General features: G+C 39.8%; 25 protein-coding genes and 1 tRNA gene. 17 read left to right on the forward strand and 9 right to left on the reverse strand.

Going from position 1 to position 22716, the window contains the following annotated elements:
* Positions 1-13: 13 nt before the first annotated feature.
* From ACMUMK_RS16960 to ACMUMK_RS16980, 5 genes are all read left to right on the forward strand, one after another.
* The gene (locus tag ACMUMK_RS16960; protein WP_414702339.1) at positions 14-520 is read left to right on the forward strand and encodes a hypothetical protein; all 507 of its coding nucleotides are present in this window, start codon (positions 14-16) and stop codon (positions 518-520) included.
* Positions 521-716: 196 nt separating this feature from the next.
* Entirely contained in the window at positions 717-1328 is a 612-nt protein-coding gene (locus tag ACMUMK_RS16965) for a DarT ssDNA thymidine ADP-ribosyltransferase family protein (RefSeq protein ID WP_414702340.1), read from the forward strand.
* Positions 1328-2023 (forward strand): DUF6977 family protein, encoded by a 696-nt coding sequence (locus ACMUMK_RS16970; RefSeq protein WP_414702341.1) that lies wholly within the window; start codon positions 1328-1330, stop codon positions 2021-2023. The genes ACMUMK_RS16965 and ACMUMK_RS16970 overlap by 1 nt, the downstream gene beginning before the upstream one ends.
* Positions 2024-2106: 83 nt before the next feature.
* On the forward strand, positions 2107-2469 hold the full coding sequence (locus ACMUMK_RS16975; protein ID WP_414702342.1) for a DUF2750 domain-containing protein: 363 nt from the start codon (positions 2107-2109) through the stop codon (positions 2467-2469).
* 110 nt (positions 2470-2579) lie between these two features.
* Positions 2580-2999, forward strand: a complete 420-nt coding sequence (locus tag ACMUMK_RS16980; RefSeq protein ID WP_414702343.1) for a hypothetical protein — start codon at positions 2580-2582, stop codon at positions 2997-2999.
* A gap of 230 nt (positions 3000-3229) precedes the next feature.
* Here ACMUMK_RS16980 and ACMUMK_RS16985 read toward each other — a convergent pair whose 3' ends face one another.
* Complete coding sequence (locus ACMUMK_RS16985) at positions 3230-6253, reverse strand: FAD-binding and (Fe-S)-binding domain-containing protein (RefSeq protein ID WP_414702344.1); 3024 nt, start codon at positions 6251-6253, stop codon at positions 3230-3232.
* A gap of 247 nt (positions 6254-6500) precedes the next feature.
* Here ACMUMK_RS16985 and ACMUMK_RS16990 point away from each other — a divergent pair, with 247 nt between their 5' ends.
* The gene (locus tag ACMUMK_RS16990) at positions 6501-6722 is read left to right on the forward strand and encodes a tellurium resistance protein TerC (RefSeq protein ID WP_414702345.1); all 222 of its coding nucleotides are present in this window, start codon (positions 6501-6503) and stop codon (positions 6720-6722) included.
* A gap of 99 nt (positions 6723-6821) precedes the next feature.
* On the opposite strand, the gene ppsA is transcribed toward ACMUMK_RS16990, so the two are convergent.
* Positions 6822-9194, reverse strand: coding sequence for a phosphoenolpyruvate synthase (ppsA, locus tag ACMUMK_RS16995; protein WP_414702346.1), 2373 nt, complete (start codon positions 9192-9194; stop codon positions 6822-6824).
* Positions 9195-9402: 208 nt separating this feature from the next.
* Between ppsA and ACMUMK_RS17000 the strand changes: the two genes are divergently transcribed.
* The 10 genes from ACMUMK_RS17000 (at position 9403) to ACMUMK_RS17045 (ending at position 17199) form a co-directional block, all read left to right on the forward strand.
* A complete protein-coding gene (locus ACMUMK_RS17000) occupies positions 9403-10215 on the forward strand; it encodes a pyruvate, water dikinase regulatory protein (RefSeq protein WP_414702347.1) in 813 nt (270 codons plus the stop codon).
* A 183-nt stretch (positions 10216-10398) separates the two neighbouring features.
* Positions 10399-11028: a sigma-70 family RNA polymerase sigma factor gene (locus ACMUMK_RS17005; protein ID WP_414702348.1), complete on the forward strand. Its 630-nt coding sequence runs from the start codon at positions 10399-10401 to the stop codon at positions 11026-11028.
* Entirely contained in the window at positions 11021-11665 is a 645-nt protein-coding gene (locus tag ACMUMK_RS17010; protein WP_414702349.1) for a ChrR family anti-sigma-E factor, read from the forward strand. Before ACMUMK_RS17005 ends, ACMUMK_RS17010 begins: the two co-directional genes overlap by 8 nt.
* A gap of 122 nt (positions 11666-11787) precedes the next feature.
* A complete protein-coding gene (locus tag ACMUMK_RS17015; RefSeq protein ID WP_414702350.1) occupies positions 11788-12216 on the forward strand; it encodes a nuclear transport factor 2 family protein in 429 nt (142 codons plus the stop codon).
* The gene (locus tag ACMUMK_RS17020) at positions 12213-12938 is read left to right on the forward strand and encodes an SDR family NAD(P)-dependent oxidoreductase (RefSeq protein WP_414702351.1); all 726 of its coding nucleotides are present in this window, start codon (positions 12213-12215) and stop codon (positions 12936-12938) included. Before ACMUMK_RS17015 ends, ACMUMK_RS17020 begins: the two co-directional genes overlap by 4 nt.
* Entirely contained in the window at positions 12935-14188 is a 1254-nt protein-coding gene (locus ACMUMK_RS17025) for an NAD(P)/FAD-dependent oxidoreductase (protein WP_414702352.1), read from the forward strand. The genes ACMUMK_RS17020 and ACMUMK_RS17025 overlap by 4 nt, the downstream gene beginning before the upstream one ends.
* Positions 14185-14910 (forward strand): DUF1365 domain-containing protein, encoded by a 726-nt coding sequence (locus tag ACMUMK_RS17030; RefSeq protein WP_414702353.1) that lies wholly within the window; start codon positions 14185-14187, stop codon positions 14908-14910. Before ACMUMK_RS17025 ends, ACMUMK_RS17030 begins: the two co-directional genes overlap by 4 nt.
* A 9-nt stretch (positions 14911-14919) precedes the next feature.
* Positions 14920-16182 carry a class I SAM-dependent methyltransferase gene (locus ACMUMK_RS17035; protein WP_414702354.1) on the forward strand — a complete coding sequence of 421 codons (1263 nt, stop codon included), beginning with the start codon at positions 14920-14922 and terminating at the stop codon, positions 16180-16182.
* Positions 16160-16681, forward strand: a complete 522-nt coding sequence (locus ACMUMK_RS17040; protein WP_414702355.1) for a DUF2878 domain-containing protein — start codon at positions 16160-16162, stop codon at positions 16679-16681. The genes ACMUMK_RS17035 and ACMUMK_RS17040 overlap by 23 nt, the downstream gene beginning before the upstream one ends.
* Entirely contained in the window at positions 16678-17199 is a 522-nt protein-coding gene (locus tag ACMUMK_RS17045; protein WP_414702356.1) for a DUF3833 domain-containing protein, read from the forward strand. The genes ACMUMK_RS17040 and ACMUMK_RS17045 overlap by 4 nt, the downstream gene beginning before the upstream one ends.
* Before the next feature lie 68 nt (positions 17200-17267).
* On the opposite strand, the gene ACMUMK_RS17050 is transcribed toward ACMUMK_RS17045, so the two are convergent.
* On the reverse strand, positions 17268-17618 hold the full coding sequence (locus ACMUMK_RS17050) for an RnfH family protein (RefSeq protein WP_414702357.1): 351 nt from the start codon (positions 17616-17618) through the stop codon (positions 17268-17270).
* Entirely contained in the window at positions 17611-18042 is a 432-nt protein-coding gene (locus ACMUMK_RS17055) for a type II toxin-antitoxin system RatA family toxin (RefSeq protein WP_414702358.1), read from the reverse strand. Before ACMUMK_RS17055 ends, ACMUMK_RS17050 begins: the two co-directional genes overlap by 8 nt.
* A 399-nt stretch (positions 18043-18441) precedes the next feature.
* On the opposite strand from ACMUMK_RS17055, the gene smpB reads away from it, so the two are divergent.
* A complete protein-coding gene (gene smpB / locus ACMUMK_RS17060; RefSeq protein WP_414702359.1) occupies positions 18442-18918 on the forward strand; it encodes an SsrA-binding protein SmpB in 477 nt (158 codons plus the stop codon).
* 235 nt (positions 18919-19153) lie between these two features.
* Here smpB and ACMUMK_RS17065 read toward each other — a convergent pair.
* From ACMUMK_RS17065 to folP, 5 genes are all read right to left on the reverse strand, one after another.
* A tRNA-Leu gene (locus ACMUMK_RS17065) sits at positions 19154-19238 on the reverse strand.
* 14 nt (positions 19239-19252) lie between these two features.
* Positions 19253-19651 carry a preprotein translocase subunit SecG gene (gene secG, locus ACMUMK_RS17070; protein WP_414702360.1) on the reverse strand — a complete coding sequence of 133 codons (399 nt, stop codon included), beginning with the start codon at positions 19649-19651 and terminating at the stop codon, positions 19253-19255.
* Positions 19652-19660: 9 nt separating this feature from the next.
* The gene (gene tpiA, locus ACMUMK_RS17075) at positions 19661-20407 is read right to left on the reverse strand and encodes a triose-phosphate isomerase (protein ID WP_414702361.1); all 747 of its coding nucleotides are present in this window, start codon (positions 20405-20407) and stop codon (positions 19661-19663) included.
* Positions 20408-20506: 99 nt separating this feature from the next.
* Complete coding sequence (glmM, locus tag ACMUMK_RS17080; protein ID WP_414702362.1) at positions 20507-21847, reverse strand: phosphoglucosamine mutase; 1341 nt, start codon at positions 21845-21847, stop codon at positions 20507-20509.
* A gap of 1 nt (position 21848) precedes the next feature.
* Positions 21849-22679, reverse strand: coding sequence for a dihydropteroate synthase (gene folP, locus ACMUMK_RS17085; protein WP_414702363.1), 831 nt, complete (start codon positions 22677-22679; stop codon positions 21849-21851).
* Positions 22680-22716 lie beyond the last annotated feature (37 nt).

A 22716-nucleotide genomic window follows, 5' to 3' on the forward strand; every position in this document is an offset into this window, starting at 1 on the left:
ATGGAGTATGAGTTTGCTATCTGATAATGGAGCTCTTTCTTATATAAAAGAAAGATACAATGAAGAAGTCATAAGATTTGAATCCATAGAAAATAAGTCAACTCGATTTCTAACTCTTATTACAATAATGATTGCTAGTTTTGGAGCTATTCTTGGTTATCAAAACGATCAACTTTTTAATCCAGAAACGGCTATCGAATATATTATTTTGCTTGCTGCATTATTTGCTATATTTTCCTTAACTTGCGCGTTTGGGCACTTACTATTAAGTATAAAAATAAGATCAAGTATTGTTGTTCCAAGAGGTATAGAAACATCTGAGTGGTTAAAAAGACAGGACAAAGAAAAAGCACTGTCATACGTGTATGATTGCTATGCAAACGCAGTTATCAAACAATCAGAATTTAATAATGATAAATTGAAACCACTTAAATTAGCTTACGATGAGCTGGTGATTGCCGTTTGGCTAATAAGTATATTCTCAGTTTTTAAAGTAATAATGGAAATGATGAAATGTTAGTGAATAATGAAAATGAAGACCGTCCTGATATCGAAGAAAGACAAGAGAAAGAAAATCCAACTCCGATGGAAAAAAAGTAGTCAAAACGTATAACAAACCAAGTCATCGGAAAACCACTCACTGGCTGCGCCAAAACGTTCGTGTTTTCCGCTGCTTGGGGCGTTAGGCCCACTAAAAGCACCATAAGGAGATTGGTATGGAGAACGAAGTAAAAAGCCGAAGTATCGATTACGTATGGCATTTTACAAAAATTGAGAATATGGATTCGATTCTCACCGATGGGCTTGTACCTAGAGCTACACTTGAGGCTCAAGGAGCTGCTGTAGCATACAACGATCAATATCGAATGGATGGGCAAAGAACAGCTAATTGCCTATCAGTAGGCCACCCAAACTATAAGATGTTTTATAGCCTCAGGAGCCAAGACACTAGGCAGGCTTGGGTTGTTGTGGCTTTTAAGCCTGAAATACTTTGGCTTAAAGATTGTGCTTTTTGTTGTGAAAATGCAGCTAGTAATAATGTGAGAGCTATTCCAATACAAAATAGGAAAGGTGTAGCTGCTTTTCGAAGAATGTTTGACCCCGTAGCGGGAAAGCCGGATAGAGCGACTTTAGAACTACCAGATGATTGCCCGACCAATCCACAGGCTGAGATACTGGTCTTTGACACAATTGAGCCTGAGTACATAGAAGGAGTGATTGCACCTGACAAGCAAACAGAGCAGGCTTTAGAAGCAAAACACCCAAATTTTGATTTTCTTTATCACCGAGCGTTTTACTATGCTCGATTAGATTATGAGCATTGGTAATGGCCACAAGACCCTTATTTATTCCAAATTTAACCGGGGAGCCTGGAGCAGAAGAAAGGCTTTTAGAGTTCAAGTGGCACCCTGGGATGGCAAAGTCTCAAAAACAAAAGTCGATTTGTGAACTTCACAGTGTTGCACACAGCTTTGGTTTTGATCGAGTATTAGAAATATCCAGTAAATCTGAAAATGAACTAGGAATAAAGCTTTCTGCTTTCAATTTACTTATTGAAACTAAAAAGAAAAAAAATATTTTCACTGTAGAAACAGCTTTTCAAGGAAGCAAGGTGTTTTCAAGAGGCGGTCCTTATAAAGACCTATTTGGTCTTGATTCTTTATCGGCCAAAAAAGACATTAGGCTTAAAGAGTCTGGAAATCTTATTGGTTTCGAGTTTTTTGGAAAGATGTTTCCTCTTGAGCCGAGAACCTATTTCTATGACTGGATATATATTAATGCGTTAGCAAACAATGAAGAATTGTCGAAAGAAGTGCTTTCGTACGATGCCTTTACTGATATCGAATTTAACCCTAAAAAATCAATTAACTGTCAAGCACATTCCGTGGCTGTGTATCTAAGCCTAGCTAAAATCGGAATGATTAGTGATGCACTGTCATCGCCAGAGGACTTTTTAGAAATTTTAAAATCTCATTATACAAAGCAGGAAAGGAACGTTGGTGTACAAGATAGCCTCATATAGGCCTAACAAGGCGCTGCTGTCGGACAAATCTTCCGCTGCGCTCCAAATTTGCCGCAGAGCGCGGCGTTAGGAGACTTAGGGAATTGAGTGTAGGTTCGCAGATAGAAAAATTTTATAAGGAAGTGTCCGAAACTCAGATTCTGTGGTTTGCTGAATTTCCAGATGGAACGATATTGGAATTTGATGTATCTGAACACCAAGTATCCTTTCCTGTTTGGTCTTCAAGATCTAGGATTCTAAGGTTAAAGAAACTGGCTCCTGAATTATTGAGTGAAGTAGAACCTATTCAAGTGTCTTGGAGTGAGTTCAAAGAATCAATGGTGCCTATTCTTGAGGAAAAAGAAAGGCTGGTAAATTTGAATTTAAGTGGCAAAGACTTAACGGGCTTTGACTTGAAGTTAAGTTCTTTAATTTCCAATTTGGACGCGCAAATTAACGTCTCCTAACAAGCGCATCAAGTAACGGGACTGCTATTAAGTTGGCTCAGTTTCGCTTCGCTACACAAGTTTAGCCAACTTATTATCAGCCCCTTATGTGGGCGTTAAGTGCACAAAAAATGATGAGAGTAGAACCGGTAAAGGAAGTACCAGATTTTGGTGAAAATGTTGAAGTTACAGAGTTGCTCTGGGATTTCGATAAAACTAAGGTGTGCATTTATTGTCCGAAATCTGGAAAGGAATACGAAGTCTTTTTCAATAATGAATTCGGTCCTTCATCAATCAGATTACTGGATGAGTCCGATCTTTCTGAAAACTGGGTTAGTTTTAATCTCAGAAGTGGGTGGCTATATAGAGTTGCTTCTGGTGGGTGGTTCGATCAAGAAGCAGAGAGAGATGGCTTTCTCATGAAACACTCTGGGAATCTAGTTAAGGAATATTTAATAGTTGGTTTAGATGCATGTGTTTCTGTAATAACAAAAGAAAACGTAATAGTGCTAAGTAAAGAGGGAGGACAATCTCTTGAGATCCGCACTTAACAAGCCAATTATTCCGACCTCAACTCGCTGCGCTCGTTTCGTCGGCATATTGGGGCGTTGAGGCTGTAGAAAAAGGCCAGAGATAGAAAATGGCAACGCGCTAGGTCAAATATTGACGATGTTTAATGGTTAAACCTATACAGATTTAACGTCGCAACGCTTTTTTCTAGTCCAATTAGGCTGATTATTTTGAAGAATGGCAGCTATTACACTGCCCTCTTCTATTAAGGCTATAGGTTTTTCTCTAAAATTTGCAGTGGATGTTTAGGTTTGAACGCTTCAAACCTTGCCACTTGGCTGCGGCAGGAATAGCCGGTAGCGAGCACTTGTTCGGGTTTGAATTTGGCGACTGCTTGTTGCCAGCTTAAATTGTAAATACCGGTAGATTCTTCAAAATGGCTTGATTCATGGCCAAAGGTACCTGCCATACCGCAACAACCCACAGACACTAAAGACAGCTCTAATCCAGTTTGCTTGAATATTTGCTGCCATTGTTTTTCGCTAGCAGGTAGTGCTGTTTTTTCGCTGCAATGACCAAACAAGCCGTATGCAGCTTGGCTTGGAGTTTTCAACTCAGGTAACTTTATCTGAGTTAACCATTCATGTACCAATTGCACCTTAAAATCACCGCGGGCATCACCTAGTACTTTTTGATATTCATCCCGATAACAAAGCACCATTGAAGGGTCGACTCCTACAAGTGGCACTTCTAGTTCAGCTAATTGGTTCAAGAAGTCTGCGGCTGTTTTAGCCGTGCTAGCAAATTCTTTTAAAAACCCCTTCACATGTTGAGGTTTACCGTTTGGCATGAATGGCAATAAGATAGGTTGATACCCTAACTTACTAATCAAGTTTACAAGAGACTCGACTACATCAGCATCATAAAAAGTAGTGAATGGGTCCTGCACAATACACACTTTTTTAGACAATGTTTCTTTGTCCAATTTCTGTAGTTGACCTAAATCGAAGTGAGTACTTTGTGGCTGATTAAGCTTGAGCCTTTTTTCTAGAGTGGGCTTTGACAACAAAGGCGTGTTCACATAGCCAATGGTTTTTCTAATACTCGTATTCACCCAATCTTGGGATAAAAAGAAGTTAACAAAACCTGGAGCTTGGGCCATAAGGGGGGCCATTTTCTCAATATTCCCCACTAAAATATCTTTGGCTGGTCGCATATATCTTTGGTAATACATACTTAAAAATCGCGATCTAAACCCGGGTACATCCACACTCACTGGGCATTGGCTTGAACATGCTTTACAGGCTAAACAGCCTTCCATTACTTCTAGAACTTCATGTGAAAAGTCATTATCTGGCTTTTTATCAGTGGAGTTTCTGAATCGCTCAAACCAAGTGGGTGGATCCTCATTGTGCTCTAACTCATTTACATCAATGTTGTTTTTAGATAATAAACGTAACCATTCGCGCACCATACCTGCCCTACCCTTAGGGCTATGGCGTCTGTCACCGGTGATTTTAAACGAGGGGCACATGGGCGAAGTGGTATCGTAATTAAAACATAAGCCGTTACCGTTACAGCTCATAGCGGGTTCGAACGACGTTCTAACTGCGATAGGTATTTGCCTGTCAAACTCCCCTCGTTTAAGGCCAGACACTTTAACTAAGCTCTCATTTGATTCTAAGGGCGTACAGATTTTACCTGGGTTCATTTTGTTTAATGGGTCAAACACTGTTTTGATTTTACGCAATTCGGTATACAGCTCTTCACCAAAAAATGTTGGCGCATATTCACTGCGATAACCTTTACCATGCTCTCCCCACATCAAGCCACCATATTTTGCCACCAGCGCCACCACTTGGTCAGAAATATCTGGCACCATAGCTTCTTGTTCTGGGTCACACATATCTAATGCAGGGCGAACATGTAACACCCCAGCATCCACATGGCCAAACATGCCATACTTTAAGTTATGACTATCGAGTAATGCTCTAAACTCCATAATAAAATCAGCGAGGTTTTCTGGTGGTACGGCGGTATCTTCTACAAACGCTAGAGGCTTTTTAGTGCCTTTTACTTTACCCAACAATCCAACCGACTTCTTACGCATGGCGTATATTTTTGATATGTCAGCTTTATCGTAGGTAATTTGGTAACCAATTACCCCAAGATTTTTAGCGCTATCAAGACTTTCGCTGAGACTGGCAATCTTTTGTTCAATATCCGCTTGATCGTTACTGTTGTACTCAACCATATTAAGGCCAAGTACTTCTTTGCCTTCCACATCTGTTATTAAGTCCGCAACCGAGTGCCATATGATATCTTGCTTGGCAAGGTTTAAGACATTGCTGTCAACGGTTTCTACCGAAGTAGCGTTTGCGGCTACCATGCTTGGCGCATGCCTTAGCGCTGACTCAAAAGAATCATACTTAACATTCACTAAAGCTTTAAATGTTGCAATAGGCGTAATATTTACTTTTGCTTCAGACACAAATACCAAAGAGCCCTCTGAGCCTGTAATAACTCGGCTAATATCTAGGGTACTTAAATCATTTCCTAGGGTATTTTCTAAATCATACCCTGTTAAAAATCGATTCAGACGGGGGAATTTTTCGAGTATTTGCTCTCGTTTTCCTAAGCAGGTATCGAGCAATTGCTTAGTAACACGCCCTAAAGGGGAGTCTTGTTCACTCTGTAGTTTGGCAGCTTCCACTGTAATAGGTGCGGTATTTAACACAGTACCGTCAGCCAAAACAGACGTTAACTCTAAAACATGATCACTGGTTTTACCGTATACTAGCGAGCCTTGCCCCGAAGCATCAGTATTTATCATACCGCCTACAGTTGCTCGGTTACTGGTAGATAAGTCCGGTGCAAAAAAGAATCCAAAAGGTCGTAATGCATCATTCAGCTGGTCTTTAACCACACCAGATTGAACTCTTGCCCAGCCTTCCTTTGCATTAACTTCAAGTACGTTATTCATATAACGAGACATATCAACAATGATACCTGAGGTTAGCGACTGGCCATTGGTGCCTGTACCGCCCCCTCTTGCTGAAAAACGAACATTAGCAAACTCACTAGCGACTTTACCCATAACTGACAAGTCATCTGTAGACTTTGGCAACACCACAGCCTGTGGAAGCTGCTGATAAATAGAGTTATCAGTAGCCACAGCTAAACGGCTGGCATAGCTAAATTCAATATCACCAGTAAAGGCTGACTTTTTCAATAAGGTCAAAAATTCTTGATAATCGCTCTCAATTATTGAGCTAGGATCTAACGCTGGAAGCATAGTTATAGGACTGTTCTTAAAGCAAATTAATGGACCAATTATACCTAATTGTAAACTTAGGCTCTATATCACTTTGCACTAGATTGGGGTTATCTTTCATAACCAGAGCTCAAAGGTGACTATATAAAAGTTAATAAAAACTAGTAAATTAGTCTAATATTTTAACAATTTGTAACATCCTTTGTTTTTCGTTGTCCTATAGGGTGATAGAATCTAAAACTCACCGATGTCATAAAGGCCAAAACAAATGATTAAAAAAATAAGGATCACAATAGGTAGCCTACTAGCGCTAATGGGCCTAGTATTGTTTATCATCCCAGGTTCTTCTTTATTTTTGTTGTTAGGGCTAGTTGTATTGAGCTATGACGTCCCAAAAGCTAGGGAATGGCTTACAAAACTACAAACATCTATGTCTAATTCAGCGCGACGCTTAGACCGATTTATACTCAGGCGTAAACTTAAAAGTTAGTAACAAATGCTGTAGCGATTTACATTTGACTCTTAATAAAAAACCGCAAGCTGATATCAACTTGCGGTTTTTTAACTTTAACATCAAAGCAATACAAGTTTATTTGTGTTGCTCTCCTAGGTATAGCCAGGTCTCTACCACAGTATCTGGATTGAGTGACACACTGTCTATGCCCTGCTCCACCAACCACTGAGCTAAGTCTTCATGGTCAGATGGGCCTTGACCACAAATACCCACATACTTACCACGCTTTTTAGCCGCCTTTATTGCCATTGACAGCAACACTTTCACAGCCTGGTTACGTTCGTCAAACAAATGCGCAATCAAACCTGAGTCCCTATCTAAACCAAGGGTTAACTGGGTTAAATCATTTGAACCAATTGAAAACCCGTCAAACATATCTAAGAATTGGTCAGCAAGTAATGCATTCGACGGAAGTTCGCACATCATAATCACTCGCAGTCCATTCTCACCTTGAACCAAGCCTTGAGCCGCCAGTAAATCTAAGACTTGTTGACCCTCTTCTAAAGTCCGAATGAAAGGGATCATAATCTCGACATTGGTCAAATCCATCTTGTTACGAACTCGCTTTATTGCCTCACACTCTAAAGCAAAACATTCTCTGAAATCATCAGAGATATAGCGGCTTGCACCACGAAACCCTAACATAGGGTTTTCTTCATCAGGCTCATATTGATAACCGCCTACCAAATTAAAGTATTCATTAGACTTAAAGTCAGACATGCGTACGATAACTTTTTTAGGATAAAATGCAGCTGCGATAGTGGATATACCCTCAACCAGCTTTTCAATGTAATACTCAACAGGCGATGCATACCCAGAAATCATTTCTGTAATTTCTTTTTTTAACTCATCTGGCTGTTGCTCAAAATTTAGCAATGCCTTTGGGTGCACTCCAATCATGCGATTAATAATAAATTCTAAACGCGCTAATCCTACCCCTGCACTTGGCAAACGGCCAAAATCAAATGCTCTATCAGGGTTACCCACGTTCATCATGACTTTCAGCGGGATATCAGGCATTTCGTCAATGCGTGAGGTAACAACGTCATAATCTAGTACATCACCATAAATATAACCTGTGTCACCTTCAGCACATGAGACTGTGACTTTTTCACCATTACTGATAGACGCAGTCGCGTTACCACACCCAACAACTGCGGGTATTCCTAACTCACGGGCAATGATTGCAGCATGACAGGTACGCCCACCACGATTGGTAACAATAGCGGATGCCTTTTTCATAATAGGCTCCCAATCGGGATCCGTCATATCGGTTATCAACACATCGCCAGGTTGAATTTTATCCATTTCTTCAACACCACTAAGCACTTTCGCAATCCCCGCACCTATTTTGTGACCTATGGCTCGGCCTTCGGTTAAGGTTTTCGCCTTACCTTTTAACATAAAACGTTCTATAACCTGTAAGTCTTCACGACTACGAACAGTTTCGGGACGAGCTTGTACAATATATAACTTTCCATCTATACCGTCTTTCGCCCACTCAATATCCATAGGGCGTTTATAGTGCTTTTCGATGATGATAGCTTGTTTAGCAAGCTCCATTACTTCATCGTCGCTGAGTGAAAATAAACAACTGTCTGCCTCATCTATATCTACAATTTCAACTTGTTTACCATGAGCAGTGTCGTCTGAATAAATCATTTTTGTAAGCTTACTACCTAGGTTACGGCGTACAACAGCGTGTACACCTTTAGCAAGTGTAGGCTTGTGTACATAAAACTCATCAGGGTTTACGGCACCTTGAACCACCATTTCCCCAAGACCATAAGAAGAGGTAATGAACACCACATCTTCAAAACCTGATTCGGTATCGATAGAGAACATCACGCCAGATGTAGCGCAATCACTACGAACCATGCGTTGAATACCAGCAGAAAGTGCCACCCCTTTATGGTCATAACCCTGGTGTACACGATAAGAGATAGCTCGGTCGTTAAACAAAGAGGCAAAAACATGCTTAATGGCAACCATCACTGCATCATACCCTTTCACATTCAAAAAGGTTTCCTGTTGGCCAGCAAATGATGCATCAGGCATGTCTTCAGCTGTTGCAGAAGAGCGCACAGCAAAAGAAGCCTCATCACCGGCCTCCCCTTGTAGGGTTTCAAAGGCACTTCTAATGGCACTTTCAAGCTCAGGTAAAAACGGTGTATCTATGATCCAATTACGTATAGTTTCACCAGCTTTTGCTAGCTCCGCTATATCATCCACATCTAAGCTATCTAATAGCTCATGAATCCGTGCTTCTAAGCCACTTTGTTCTAAAAACAAATTAAATGCATGAGCTGTCGTAGCGAAGCCGCCAGGAACTTGAACCCCGGCGTTTGATAAATTTGAAATCATTTCCCCCAATGATGCATTTTTACCTCCCACAACACCAACATCTTCCATTCCAAGTTGTTGGTACCACAACACATGTTCTTGCATTTTTAGTTTCTCCTAGCTCATTTTTCGATTGTTTTATAAAGCGATTAATTTACTCTTACTCATTATGTACACGACACTAAAACGGTAAATAAAACAAATACTTCGATAAGGAAGTGCTTGCTTGCGGCTGATTTTAGAATGTTGTTATTATGAAAGTAAAATTTAATTACATTTCGTAATTAAATTACTACAATGTAAGGAAAATGTTATGAGATTAGCGTTTTATATTTCCGATGGAACTGCCATCACAGCAGAAACTTTTGGCCACGCACTCCTCTCCCTGTTTACGATTGAGCTAAAACACATCACAATTCCATTCGTAGAAACAGTAGAACAAGCGGAAGATGTAGTTCAAAAAATATCTGAAAGTTTTCAAGACACCAAACAAAGACCTTTAGTGTTTTATACAGTGGTCAATACAGAAGTAAGAAAAATCATCTCTAAATCAGTAGGAATTAACTATAATTTTCTCGACCAGTACGTTGCTCCATTAGAGAAAGTTTTAGGCGTAAAAAGTAAACCTGAAAAACACCGTACTCATAGTATTCATGAAAAAACCTACGATATAAGAATCGAAGCAGTAAACTATGCATTAGCAAACGATGATGGGACCAATTTAAAAGACTTGCACCAAGCAGATATTATTTTGGTGGGTGTTTCTCGCTCTGGAAAAACCCCAACCAGTTTATATTTAGCACTCCAATATGGAATTAAAGCGGCTAATTATCCTTTTACCGAAGATGATATGGACGATATTTTGCGGCTTCCAGCTTCCCTAAGGCGATTTAAAGATAAATTATTTGGGTTAACCATCGAAGCAGAGCGTTTACAGCAAATTCGCTCAGAAAGACGCCCCAATAGTCGTTATGCGTCACTAAAGCAATGTAGGTTAGAACTAAGAGAAGTTGAAAACCTATACCGTAAAGAAAAAATCCCTTTTTTAAATAGTACCTATTTTTCAGTGGAAGAGATTTCAGCAAAAATCCTTGCTAACACGGGTTTACAAAGAAACAAGCATTGAGCAATCACTGTTTGTTTCCAATAAAGTAATGAAAACCCACTATCAGTGATACTAGGCATTAAATTTTGCGAACAAGACTGCAAGTTAACGCAATCTTCTCGCTGCAAATTATTCTGTCAGAAATTGATCTAAACATCAGAGTCACTCGTAATTCTATTTATAACATTAAATGGAAAACGTATAATGCTGGCAACCAATCAAAGAGCACACAGTGTAAATATGACCATAAGCCCACAAAAGCAGGGTATGAATACTAAGCACCCTGAACTATGTATCTGGTTACATGACATAGCGATAGAACGGGACAAGCGTGCTTTTAGTGAGTTATTTAAATGGTTTGCCCCTCGCATTAAACAATTCGGAATTAAACAGTTTAATAATGAAGCGCAAGCCTTAGAGTTAGTGCAAGAAACCATGACGAATATTTGGAGAAAAGCTCACCTTTATCATGCAGATAAAGGAGCGCCAACCACGTGGATGTATTCCATAATGCGCAACATGAGCTTTGACATGTTACGAAAAATTCAAACTCAGCGAACTGAGTCCATCAGTGATGATATTTGGCCTGTAGACAACATCTTGGTGTCAGATGATATCGATAATTTCGAAGACCACCTAGAAAGTCGCAACATCAAATCATTACTTGACCACCTACCTGAAAAACAAAAACAGGTTGTTGTGGGTCTTTTTTACAAGCAAGTCACCCAAGAACAATTAGCACAACAACTTAACCTACCAATAGGTACGGTAAAATCTAGGTTGCGCTTAGCGTTAAACAAGCTACGCCAACTAATGGGAGACTCAGATGATTAAACATCACCCAACGCCAGCCTTACTTTTAGCTTTTACACAAGGACAATTAGATTCATCTTTGTCTATCGCTGTATCTGCGCACTTAGAGCACTGCGAATGCTGCAGACATCAAGTACTAGCGCTCCAAGAAGCATCTGCACAATGTCTTGATGATGATTGTGAACTAGAGACTTGGGACGACGAGGATATGATTTCTGCTATTACTGATGAAGATTATGAGATACATCCAAAGCAAAGCATGCCCCTAAAGTTACACCTAAAAGGCCAAGAGTATACATTGCCAAGAGCATTGCAGTCGGTAGCACTTTCCAACTGGCTAAAGCTGGGTAAACTTGCTCGTGCTCGAGTTGATTTAAATGAGGGAGATGTTCACACAAACCTTTTACACATTGAAAAAGGTGGAACAATTCCAATCCATACTCACAAGGGCTTTGAGCTAACTGTTTTACTAGCTGGAGAATTCAAAGATGAGTTTGATGACTATGTTCCCGGCGATTTTATATGGCTCAATGATGCCAATACCCATACGCCATTCACCGAGCATGGTTGCTTATGCCTAACGGTAGCCAATAACTCTATGCATTTCGTACAAGGAATTAGTCAGGTGCTAAACCCTATCGGGAAACTCATATACTAGCCGGCAGGCTCATAATTAGAGCCTGCTTTTTATCAAATTTATACTTTTGGTTAAATTTATCTACAACTGATCCTCTTAAACTCTGAGTTCGTAAACAATCACATAAGAAAAGGACAAGTAATATGAATTCGAAGAGAATTGAGCGTTTTGTCGCTACGTATCAGAAAATAGATATAGATAATATATCTTTGCTACGAGAGATTTATCATAGCGACATTACATTCATAGACCCTCTCCATAAGGTACAAGGAATTGCTGCCCTTGAAGAGTATTTTCAACACCTTTACAGCAACGTTAAATCCATCTCATTTAATATTGACGAAACCCTAGAAGTCGCTGATAAAGGTTGCTTGTACTGGACCATGAGCTATTCCCACCCCTCTTTAAATAGTGGCAAAGTTATAAATGTATTAGGACATAGCCGCTTAACATTCGATAATGAAAAGGTAATTTTCCATCAAGATTACCTAGATACGAACTCCATGATATTCGAGCATATTCCTGTTGTTGGTCACTTCATTAAATACCTAAAAAAGCGAGCAGCAAAATGAATAGTGTACTCATCACTGGCGCGACGTCCGGAATAGGTAAGGCTCTTGTTAGCATTTACACCGCCAAAGGGTTTGAAGTAACAGCCACCGGAAGAGACTTACTGAAGCTATCAGAACTTAAAAAGCATCATCCAAGTATAAAGGTATTAAGCTTTGATGTGTCGCAGCAAAAACAAGTGTTAGACGCAGCAGAAGAAGTAAGTATGCTAGATCAACTTATTTTAAATGCTGGTAACTGTGAATATATGGAAACTGTTAATCCTTTCGACAGTGATTTGTTTGAGCGGGTAATTCGCACAAACTTATTGTCGGTAGGCTATTGCTTAGAGGCTTTTATGCCTAAACTTAATCCGCACAGTCAAATTGGTATCGTAAGTTCTAGTGTAACCTATATCCCCTTTACCCAATCGCAGGCCTATGGCGCCTCAAAGGCAGGCCTTAACTACCTAGCCCAAAGCCTAAGTATCGACCTCGCCAGTCAAAATATAGGGGTAAGTTTAATTCAACCTGGCTTTGTGGAAACTCCCTTAACAGACAAAAACACCTTTGATATGCCAGCTAAAGTGACAGCTGAGTATGCTGCTAAAGCTATCTTTAAAGGTATGCAAGCCAAAGCCCTTTCCATCAAATTTCCCACTTTGTTCATCAATATGCTCAGGTTAATGTCTTGGTTACCTTTTGGGCTGTGGCGAAAAATTGCAATATCTAAGGTAAAAAAATGAAAAAAATAGCCATTATAGGCTCTGGTATATCAGGGTTAACTTCTGCCTACTTACTTAACCAACAACACCAAGTAACTGTATTTGAGAAAAACAACTACATTGGCGGACACACAGCCACAGTTGATATTACTGTAAAGCAACAAGAATATTCTATTGATACAGGGTTTATTGTTTTTAACAACAAAACCTATCCAAGATTTTTGAAGTTATTATCCAAGCTTAATATTCGCCCCCAAGAGACAGAGATGAGCTTTAGCGTAAAAAACCAAAACACCGGGTTAGAATACAACGGTCATAGCTTAAGCACTTTATTTGCGCAAAAACGTAACCTACTCAACCCCAAGTTCTGGAAGTTAATTGTTGACATTTTACGCTTCAATAAAACCTGTAAAGCACTGTATTCACAAGACTCTATTCCCAAGGACTTAACTCTGGGAGAGTTTCTGAGGGATGAGAATTTCAATGATTACTTTTGCCAGCATTACATTTTACCCATGGGGGCAGCAATTTGGTCCACAAGCTTAAATGAAATGCGCCAATTTGAGCTCAGTTTTTTTATTCGCTTTTTCCATCATCACGGTTTACTCAATGTCAATGACAGGCCTCAGTGGTACGTAATTCCTGGTGGCTCTAGGGAATACATTGGTCCGCTCATTGAAGGATTTAAAGAAAAGATTGTCCTTAAAGCGTCGATCAAAAAAGTGAGCCGAGAGGTAGATCAGGTTTTATTGCATTTTGAAGACGGTACACACCAGTCTTTTGATGAAGTTGTATTTGCATGTCACTCAGATCAAGCCCTAGCATTATTGGCCGATGCTACCCCTCAAGAAGCTCAGATATTAGGAAATATTCAATATCAAAATAATGATGTTGTTTTACATACAGATACCCAGTTGTTACCTGACAGACAGGCCGCATGGGCTAGCTGGAACTATCTCCTAGACGGCAATTTTGACAGACAAGCAAGCGTTACCTACAACATGAATATTTTGCAAGGTATCCGCTCAAAGGAGACATTTTGTGTCACCTTAAACCAATCAGAACACATTGCGCCAGAAAAAGTGCTACGTAGCTTCACCTATGCGCATCCAGTTTTCAATCAGGTCTGCATTGCAGCACAGCAACAAAGGGACCAGATATGCGGTGTTAATCACACCCATTTTGTGGGCGCTTATTGGTACAACGGCTTTCATGAAGATGGTGTTCGTAGTGCTACAGATATAGGTTCAAGGTTTGGAATTAGCTTATGAGTCTAAATAGCGGGATTTATGCGGGTACCGTTCGCCATAGGCGTTACAAGCATACTAATCATAGCTTTAGTTACTCACTGTATATGTTAGCCATCGACCTAGATGAGCTCCCAGAGATGTACCAGGGCTCACCTTTTATTGGAGACAAGTGGTACCACCCTATACGCTTCAATCAAAATGATTACATCAAAAGTGAACTAGGGACTTTAAAAGAACGTATCCAAACAAAAGTGTTATCTTTAGGTGGTAAATGGGATGGGCATAAGGTCACAATGGTAGCGCAAGCTAGATGTTTAGGCTTGTATTTCAGCCCCATAAACTTTTATTTTTGTTATGACCAAAACCTGAAATGTCAATACATGCTGGCGGAGGTGAGTAATACCCCATGGCGCGAGCGACATTACTATTTAGTCAATTTAGACAAGGTTCAGCCTACTGCTAAAACCTTTCATGTTTCACCATTTATGGAAATGGATATGGATTACCATTGGCGCGTCACCCCACCAGGCAAAAAAATGCTGGTGCATATTGAAAATCATCAAGAACGTAAGGTATTTGACGCCACTTTAGCGATGTCAAAGAAATCTATATCAGTGAGAAATGTTGTGTCTACTCTATTTAGCACCCCGAGCATGACCTTCAAAATTGTATTGGCTATTTATTGGCAAGCTTTAAAGCTATTTATCAAAAAAGTGCCTTTTGTTGCACATCCGGAAATCTGAGGTTATATAATGGAAAACACACAAACATTACGTTCGACTATCCCATTAGATTGGTGGACAACAAAGTGCCGTAAGCTTGTATTCGAAACGCTGGACTCTTTGGAAGACGCTAGTATTGAAATTCAAGAAGCGAACACTATTTACCAATTTGGTAACCCTCAAGGTTCATTGACTGCCAAAATAGTCGTTTTAGACTCAAGTCTATACAAAGACTTTGTTAGAGGCGGTTCTATAGGAGCAGCAGAAGCTTATATAGAGCACAAGTGGACATCTCCCAACCTAACCCACCTAATCCAGATATTCGCTAAACATCAACAACAGCTAGACAAAGTTGAGGCTTCGCAATCTTGGCCTGTAAAAATAAAAAACAAGCTTACTCATCTAGCTAATAAAAACTCACAAACAGGCTCAAAGAAAAACATCCTGAGCCATTATGATCTAGGTAACCATCTTTATACTCAATTTTTAGACAGAACCATGATGTATTCTGCTGCTATTTTTGATGAAAACAATCAAACATTAGAAGCAGCACAGAATAATAAGCTAAAAACCATATGTGAAAAGTTAGAGTTAAAAACCACGGATCATCTAGTTGAGATTGGCACAGGCTGGGGAAGTTTAGCTATTTACGCCGCTAAGCATTATGGCTGCCAAGTGACTACCACTACAATATCTGACGCCCAATATGAATACGCCCAAGCTCAAGTTCAAAAAAACAAACTTGAAGGCAAAATCACACTTTTGAAGAAAGATTATCGAGAGTTAACTGGTAAGTTTGACAAGCTAGTATCAATTGAAATGATTGAGGCTGTAGGCCATGAGTTTTTGCCAACTTTTTTCAAAAAATGTAATTCTCTATTAAACGACTCTGGGAAAATGTTGCTCCAAGCAATTACCATTGCTGATAGTCGTTATGATCATTATCGAAAAAGTGTGGATTTTATCCAGCGTTATATCTTCCCTGGTGGTTGCCTGCCATCAGTTCAAGTAATTAGTAAACAACTTGCAGAACAAAGTGACATGGTTATTGACCATGTGGAAGACATTGGTTTGCATTATGCCCGTACTCTTAACCACTGGTATAAAAACTTTAATCAAAATTGGACTCAGTTGTCTAAATCAGGTTTTGACAGCCAGTTCAGGCGGTTATGGAACTACTATCTTTGTTATTGTGAAGGGGCATTTTTAGAAAGGGCTATAAGCACCCATCACATTACTGCTAGAAAAATGCATTTTATTGGTAAACAAGATGCGCAAGTTCTGGATTATTAATGGCTTATTGTTTCAATTAGCTTGGTTTGCAGCTGCATTACTGACTCAGTATGCAGCTTTAATAATCAGCATTATTTTAGTATTGCACTTTATCCTTAGTGACAAAAGAAAGGCTGACACAAAATTACTAGCCTTAGCGCCAATAGGATGGCTAGTGGACTCTTTACTTGTTCACTATTCAGTGATCACTTCAACCAATGGTTGGCTGCCACTGTGGTTACTGCTTTTGTGGTGTGTATTTGTGATTTCTCTCAATCATAGCTTACTTTGGCTTTCTAAAACTAAATGGCCATTATTAATTATAATTGGCAGCATATCTGGATGTATGAGTTATACGGCAGCTATAAGGTTTGGCGCTCTGGATTCATCTTTAGAGTTAACAGGCCAAGTGATATATCTGGGCCTTTTGTGGGGAGTATTGCTCCCTGTTTTGGTGGTGTTATCGAACCTTATAGCCAACTACAAGGCTAATACAAACAAACCTAGAGGTGGAGAATGAAAAAATATATTTTAGTCATAATAACATTGGCGTTATTAAGTTGCTCCAGTCCCAGTGTAGAAAACTATTCAGACACTACGCCCACCCTAAAATTAAATGAGTTTTTCAATGGCGAGTTAGTCGCCCATGGAATGGTATTGGATATAAACGGGGCCTTAAGTAGGCGGTTTGTCGCCAAAATAACGGGAACCTGGCAAGGAAAGCAAGGCACACTCGATGAAAAATTTGAATACGATGATGGTGAAAAAGACACCAGAGTTTGGCAACTTACCCAGTTAGAAGATGGGAGTTTTCAGGGTACAGCAAATGACGTGATAGGGGTAGCGACAGGAAAATCTGCCGGTGCTGCTTTTTATTGGCGATATGACTTAGAAATTATAGTTGACCAAGAGCCGTTAATTGTCACGTTAGATGATTGGATGTACCTCATTGATGAGAACATGCTGTTAAATAAATCACAAATAATTAAATATGGCGTCGAGGTAGGGGAAGTCATTCTATCCATTCGAAAGCTATAAGTTTTACTTACAGGGCAAACAAACTTACTTTTGCTATGGTAAATCCCCCTAAGAAAAAGGCTGGCATGCTAGGCTCCTTTTGCCCTGCCCCCAGTGACCTTGTTGGCTCGGCCTTCTTCTTTAGCCTTCTCTGCTCGTCTTCTACGGGCTTCTTTAGGGTCTGCGATTAACGGGCGATAGATTTCAATACGATCGCCGTCTTTCGGCACATCAGATACTTTACAAGCTCGATTCCAAATTCCAACTTTAGCTGTATTCAATTCAATTTCCGGAAATTCAGACAACACTCCAGATATCATTATTGCTTGCTCTACAGTCACGCCTTCATCAGCCATAAACTCTAATAAAACTTGCCTTTGTGGTGTACCGTAGGCGACTTCCAGGGTGATTTTATTCGTGTCATTTAGGTCACTAACCATAAACTTGCTTTGCTCGCTCTGTGAAGGCTACAACCATATTTGAAGCAATTGAATTAAATATACGGCCAAACGCCATTTCAACTAATCGACTAGAAAATGCAAAATCTAAATTTAATTCTATTTTACATGCAGAGTCACTCAAGGCTTGAATTGTCCAACCTCCAGTTAAACTAGAAAAAGGGCCATCAACCAAGTTCATTTTAATAAACTGACCTCTTTTTAAAGTGTTGTGTGTAGTGAACCACTGTTTAACCCCTGCCTTAGATATAAGCAAAGATGCTCGCATATTATCAGCACTTTCCTCTAATATTTTAGTATCTGCACACCCCGGTATAAATTCAGGGTATTGTTGTACATTATTGATCAAATCAAACATCGACTCAGCACTAAAACCAACTAATGCACTGCGAGATACATTCGCCATTAGTTCTCCTAATTTGTTATGGCTAAAAACCGCTGTAGCCTAGCATAATAGTAGATCTTTTTTAATACCAAGAGTCTTAGTATTCAAGGCTGATATTCTCTTTCGCTGACATATTGCATTCAAACTAGACACTTTTTAATCGCCCTATTAGCTTTGACGTAAAGTGGAATCATTTAAAAGCTAACAACCAAATTAACACCCCTTTAAAAAACCCTCGGTCAACGCCTTTACGATATTTTCAACTGTTACCACTTACTCAGTGAGTGCACTCTGCTATTTCAAATTACACAGTATAAATATCATACAGTTAGCTGCAAAATATCACCCAAAGATCAACTCCCATTAGCCTTTAGCCACATTTTTGTTGTGCCTAATAATACAATCTCTATAATACGCCCCATGAATAAAAAGAAGTCTAAAAATACTACCAACACCATTGCTCTAAACAAAAAAGCACGTCATCAATACAATCTTGAAGATAAGCTAGAATGTGGCATGGCACTTCAGGGTTGGGAAGTCAAAAGTATCCGCTCAGGTAAAGTTAATATTTCCGAGAGTTATGTCACCATCGAAAAAGGTGAAGCATTTTTAATTGGTTCGACAATTCAACCTTTGAATCAAGCTTCTAGCCATGTTGTATGTGATGCAACCCGCAAACGTAAATTATTATTAAAGAAACGTGAGTTAGATAAACTAATTGGCTCAGTAGAGCGTCAAGGCTATTCAATTATCGCCACAGCCATGTATTGGAAGGCCAATTGGGTAAAACTAGAGATATATCTAGGTAAAGGTAAGCACGAACACGATAAACGAGACTCTGTTAAAGATAGAGACTGGGCTCGAGATAAAGAGCGCATGATGAAACGCAGCGTTTAGAGAGTAACCCCTCTTAGTAATTTAAAGCATTAGTTCTTTTGTTAAGCCGACAATATTACGCCAAATTGTCGGCTTTAATTTATGGCAGCTATCCAACCTAATCAAACTTACTCCGTGTTATTTTGAAGCAAGCAAATCCCTTGTACTTAGATAAATACCCCACCAAAACCCAATATAATTAAAACAAAACACCCAATAAAAAAGGCCTTAGCTATGAACTAAGACCTTCTTAAAATGGTGCGGATGGAGAGACTCGAACTCTCACGGCCTAAGCCACAGCCCCCTCAAGGCTGCGTGTCTACCAATTCCACCACATCCGCGTATACGTTATGACCTAAGAGCTAGGTACGTCCTCTTCAATACTTGGGGTATCAACTACCGGAACATCAGAGTTTTGAATAGCTTGCTCTACTTGGTCGCCAACAGGAATATCTGAATCAATTGTTTGTTCAATAGCCGGAGCGTCTAAGTTTTCCCACTCATCTAAACCTTTTTCTTTATCCGCTGTTTGATTACCTAAAACCAAACTAATAACAAAAAATAAAGTAGCAAGTATGGCAGTCGCTCTTGTTAAAAAGTTACCTGAACCACCAGAACCAAAAACTGTGTTAGAGCCACCACTACCAAAAGAAGCGCCCATATCAGCCCCTTTACCTTGCTGGATTAAAACAAAACCCACCAACATAACTGCGACGATTAAATAAACAATAACTAATAACTCGTAAAAATCCATGTGTTGCCTCTACTGATTTGCCGCTTGGCAAATACTTAAAAAATCTTCTGGATTTAGACTGGCCCCGCCAATCAAACCACCGTCTACATCTTCCTGAGAAAATAATTCCTCAGCATTACTACCTTTAACACTGCCGCCATATAAAATAACTATATTGGCAGCAATGTCCGAATCTAATTTAGCCAAGTGCCCCCGAACAAAAGCATGTACCTCTTGAGCTTGCTCAGGACTCGCTGTTTTTCCTGTGCCTATAGCCCATATTGGCTCATAAGCTAAAACAATATTCGCAAACTGTGCAATGCCTACTTGTTGCAAAACTGCATCGAGTTGGGCCGCAATATATGAGAACAAGCTGCCATCTTCGCGTATCTTTTCTGGCTCACCAAAACATAAAATTGGCGTAAGGCCAGCGTTAAGTGCTTTTTCAACCTTAATGGCGACAACATCATCAGATTCAAAATTGTCTTCTCTGCGCTCAGAGTGACCGATAATGATGTAGCTACATCCAAACTCTTTAAGTATGGATACTGAAACCTCACCAGTATGGGCACCTGAATCAAACTGACTCATATTTTGAGCACCTAATTTGATGTTATCAGCAAACAATCCTAAAAAAGGAAACGGAGGACATATCACCGCATCCATATTGTCTAAGCTAACCTCTGCAAGCACATTTTGCATCTGCTTAACCAGTGCTTTATCGCCATTCATCTTCCAGTTTCCAGCGACCATAGATCTGCGACTATTTGTTTGCACTTTTTGCTCCTTTTAGCGCCAATAAAAAAGCGCGCGAGATATTAACCAACCCAACGAAATTATACAAGGGACTTATAAGCTTATAGGAATGATAACAGTTTATTTGCTCACTTTACGCACAGCATCGGCAATATGTTCTGCCCAGGACGCTGAATCTTGCATATCATTCGCCTCTACCATTACTCGAATAAGTGGTTCAGTACCGCTTTTACGTAACAATACCCTACCTCTATCTTCAAGAGCGGTTTCAGCTTCAACGACTGCTGCTTGCACCAGCTCATTCTCTAATGGCGTACTACCTTCCTCAAATCTAACATTAATTAAGGTTTGAGGGTACTTTACCATTCCTCGGCTCAATTCATATAGTGTCATATCAGCGTTTAACATAGCGGCTAATATTTGTAATCCTGCAATAATCCCATCACCAGTAGATGCAGCCGCTAGGTTTAAAACATGCCCAGAGCCTTCTCCACCAATAGACCAACCTTTTTCTTGTAGTAGCTCCATTACGTATCTGTCACCCACTGCACTACGCACAAAAGGTACCCCTAATGTAGCTAGCGCCACTTCTAACCCTAAGTTACTCATGACAGTACCAACCACCCCACCTTTAAGGCGGCCTGACTTTAAGGTATCTCGAGCGATCATGTAGACAATTTGATCGCCATCGATGATATTACCTTTATTATCAACCAACATAATTCGGTCGCCATCACCATCTAATGCAAAACCTAAATCAGCTTTATTTTCAAGCACACACTCGGTTATTGCTTTCATAGAAGTCGCACCAACATCGCGGTTGATATTCAAGCCATTTGGATTAGTACCAAGCTCAATAACTTCGGCGCCTAGCTCACTAAGTACATTGGGTGCTATGTGATAAGTTGCACCATGAGCACAATCAACCACGATTTTTAAACCTTTTAAGGATAACTCGGATGGGAAGTTACCTTTACAAAACTCTATATATCGGCCTGCAGCATCCCCAATACGAATCGCCTTACCTAGTTTATCTGAAGCTACACACTCCATAGGTTTATCCATCTGTTCTTCGATAGCAGCTTCAATATCATCATCTAACTTCATACCATCTGCAGAGAAAAACTTAATACCATTATCATAATAAGGATTGTGAGAGGCACTGATCACAATACCTGCTTCAGAGCGGAAGGTTTTAGTTAGGTAAGCAATAGCAGGTGTAGGCATTGGACCCAATAACCCAATATTAATGCCGGCGGCTGACAGACCTGCCTCTAGTGCTGACTCAAGCATATAACCTGAAATTCTAGTGTCTTTACCAATCAGTACTTTATTTGTACCTGTGTTGGCTAGCACTTTTCCTGCTGCCCAACCTAATTTCATTACAAATTCAGGATTGATGAAGCTCTCACCAACTTTTCCACGGATACCATCGGTACCAAAATACTTTCTATCGCCCATTTTACTTCTTCCTGTAAGCGTTCAATGCAGCTACAACTTTAACTGCATCTACTGTTTCTTTAACGTCATGTACTCTAACTATATTGGCACCTTGCTGCACTGCTATAGTAGCCACGGCAATTCCACCGGCTAAACGTTGTTCAATATCTCTATTTAACAACTTACCCAACATACTTTTTCTAGACATCCCTACCAAGACTGGTACTTCTAATGCTTTAAACTGTAAAAGCTCTGCCAATAATTGATAATTATGTTCAAGAGATTTCCCAAAGCCAAAGCCTGGGTCTACGATAATTTTATCCAAACTAATACCGGCGCTTTCACATTTAGCTATTCGCTGTCTTAAAAATACTAAAACATCTTCAGTCACCATGTCATACATAGGGTTTTGTTGCATTTGCCTTGGTTGCCCTTGCATATGCATCAAACAAACTGGTACTTGTGCCAATACTGCTGCCTCTAGTGCACCTTCTTCTTGAAGTGCTCTTACATCATTAATTAAACCTGCACCTGCATTGACTGCATCTGACATCACTTGGGCTTTACTGGTATCAACTGAAACAACAGTATCAAACCTTTGCTTTATTGATTCAATTACAGGTATGACTCTGTCTAACTCTTGTTGCAATGATACGTATTCTGCACCTGGCCTAGTAGACTCACCGCCAACATCAATAAAGTCAGCTCCTTCTTGTAACATAAGCTCAGTTTGTCTTAAGGCATTATCTATACCACTAAAGCTGCCACCATCAGAAAAAGAATCAGGAGTAACATTGAGGATCCCCATGACGCGGGGTTGCGATAAATCTATAAATTTATCTTTAAACCACATAAAAATACATCTCTAAAAAACGGTAGCTGTATCTACA

Origin of the sequence: Paraglaciecola sp. 2405UD69-4, assembly GCF_047525415.1 — a bacterium.
Lineage (GTDB): Bacteria > Pseudomonadota > Gammaproteobacteria > Enterobacterales > Alteromonadaceae > Paraglaciecola.

Excerpts from the sequence above, each read along its gene's own strand:
- ACMUMK_RS17005 (WP_414702348.1), top strand. The coding sequence starts at position 10,399 with ATGCTGGCAACCAATCAAAGAGCACACAGTGTAAATATGACCATAAGC.
- ACMUMK_RS17030 (WP_414702353.1), top strand. The coding sequence starts at position 14,185 with ATGAGTCTAAATAGCGGGATTTATGCGGGTACCGTTCGCCATAGGCGT.
- ACMUMK_RS17045 (WP_414702356.1), top strand. The coding sequence starts at position 16,678 with ATGAAAAAATATATTTTAGTCATAATAACATTGGCGTTATTAAGTTGC.
- ACMUMK_RS17020 (WP_414702351.1), top strand. The coding sequence starts at position 12,213 with ATGAATAGTGTACTCATCACTGGCGCGACGTCCGGAATAGGTAAGGCT.
- ACMUMK_RS17010 (WP_414702349.1), top strand. The coding sequence starts at position 11,021 with ATGATTAAACATCACCCAACGCCAGCCTTACTTTTAGCTTTTACACAA.
- ACMUMK_RS16970 (WP_414702341.1), top strand. The coding sequence starts at position 1,328 with ATGGCCACAAGACCCTTATTTATTCCAAATTTAACCGGGGAGCCTGGA.
- secG (WP_414702360.1), bottom strand. The coding sequence starts at position 19,651 with ATGGATTTTTACGAGTTATTAGTTATTGTTTATTTAATCGTCGCAGTT.
- ACMUMK_RS17000 (WP_414702347.1), top strand. The coding sequence starts at position 9,403 with ATGAGATTAGCGTTTTATATTTCCGATGGAACTGCCATCACAGCAGAA.
- ACMUMK_RS17040 (WP_414702355.1), top strand. The coding sequence starts at position 16,160 with ATGCGCAAGTTCTGGATTATTAATGGCTTATTGTTTCAATTAGCTTGG.
- glmM (WP_414702362.1), bottom strand. The coding sequence starts at position 21,847 with ATGGGCGATAGAAAGTATTTTGGTACCGATGGTATCCGTGGAAAAGTT.
- ACMUMK_RS17015 (WP_414702350.1), top strand. The coding sequence starts at position 11,788 with ATGAATTCGAAGAGAATTGAGCGTTTTGTCGCTACGTATCAGAAAATA.
- ACMUMK_RS17025 (WP_414702352.1), top strand. The coding sequence starts at position 12,935 with ATGAAAAAAATAGCCATTATAGGCTCTGGTATATCAGGGTTAACTTCT.
- folP (WP_414702363.1), bottom strand. The coding sequence starts at position 22,679 with ATGTGGTTTAAAGATAAATTTATAGATTTATCGCAACCCCGCGTCATG.
- ACMUMK_RS17050 (WP_414702357.1), bottom strand. The coding sequence starts at position 17,618 with ATGGTTAGTGACCTAAATGACACGAATAAAATCACCCTGGAAGTCGCC.
- ACMUMK_RS16965 (WP_414702340.1), top strand. The coding sequence starts at position 717 with ATGGAGAACGAAGTAAAAAGCCGAAGTATCGATTACGTATGGCATTTT.
- ACMUMK_RS16980 (WP_414702343.1), top strand. The coding sequence starts at position 2,580 with ATGATGAGAGTAGAACCGGTAAAGGAAGTACCAGATTTTGGTGAAAAT.
- ACMUMK_RS17035 (WP_414702354.1), top strand. The coding sequence starts at position 14,920 with ATGGAAAACACACAAACATTACGTTCGACTATCCCATTAGATTGGTGG.
- ACMUMK_RS16990 (WP_414702345.1), top strand. The coding sequence starts at position 6,501 with ATGATTAAAAAAATAAGGATCACAATAGGTAGCCTACTAGCGCTAATG.
- smpB (WP_414702359.1), top strand. The coding sequence starts at position 18,442 with ATGAATAAAAAGAAGTCTAAAAATACTACCAACACCATTGCTCTAAAC.
- ppsA (WP_414702346.1), bottom strand. The coding sequence starts at position 9,194 with ATGCAAGAACATGTGTTGTGGTACCAACAACTTGGAATGGAAGATGTT.
- ACMUMK_RS17055 (WP_414702358.1), bottom strand. The coding sequence starts at position 18,042 with ATGGCGAATGTATCTCGCAGTGCATTAGTTGGTTTTAGTGCTGAGTCG.
- ACMUMK_RS16985 (WP_414702344.1), bottom strand. The coding sequence starts at position 6,253 with ATGCTTCCAGCGTTAGATCCTAGCTCAATAATTGAGAGCGATTATCAA.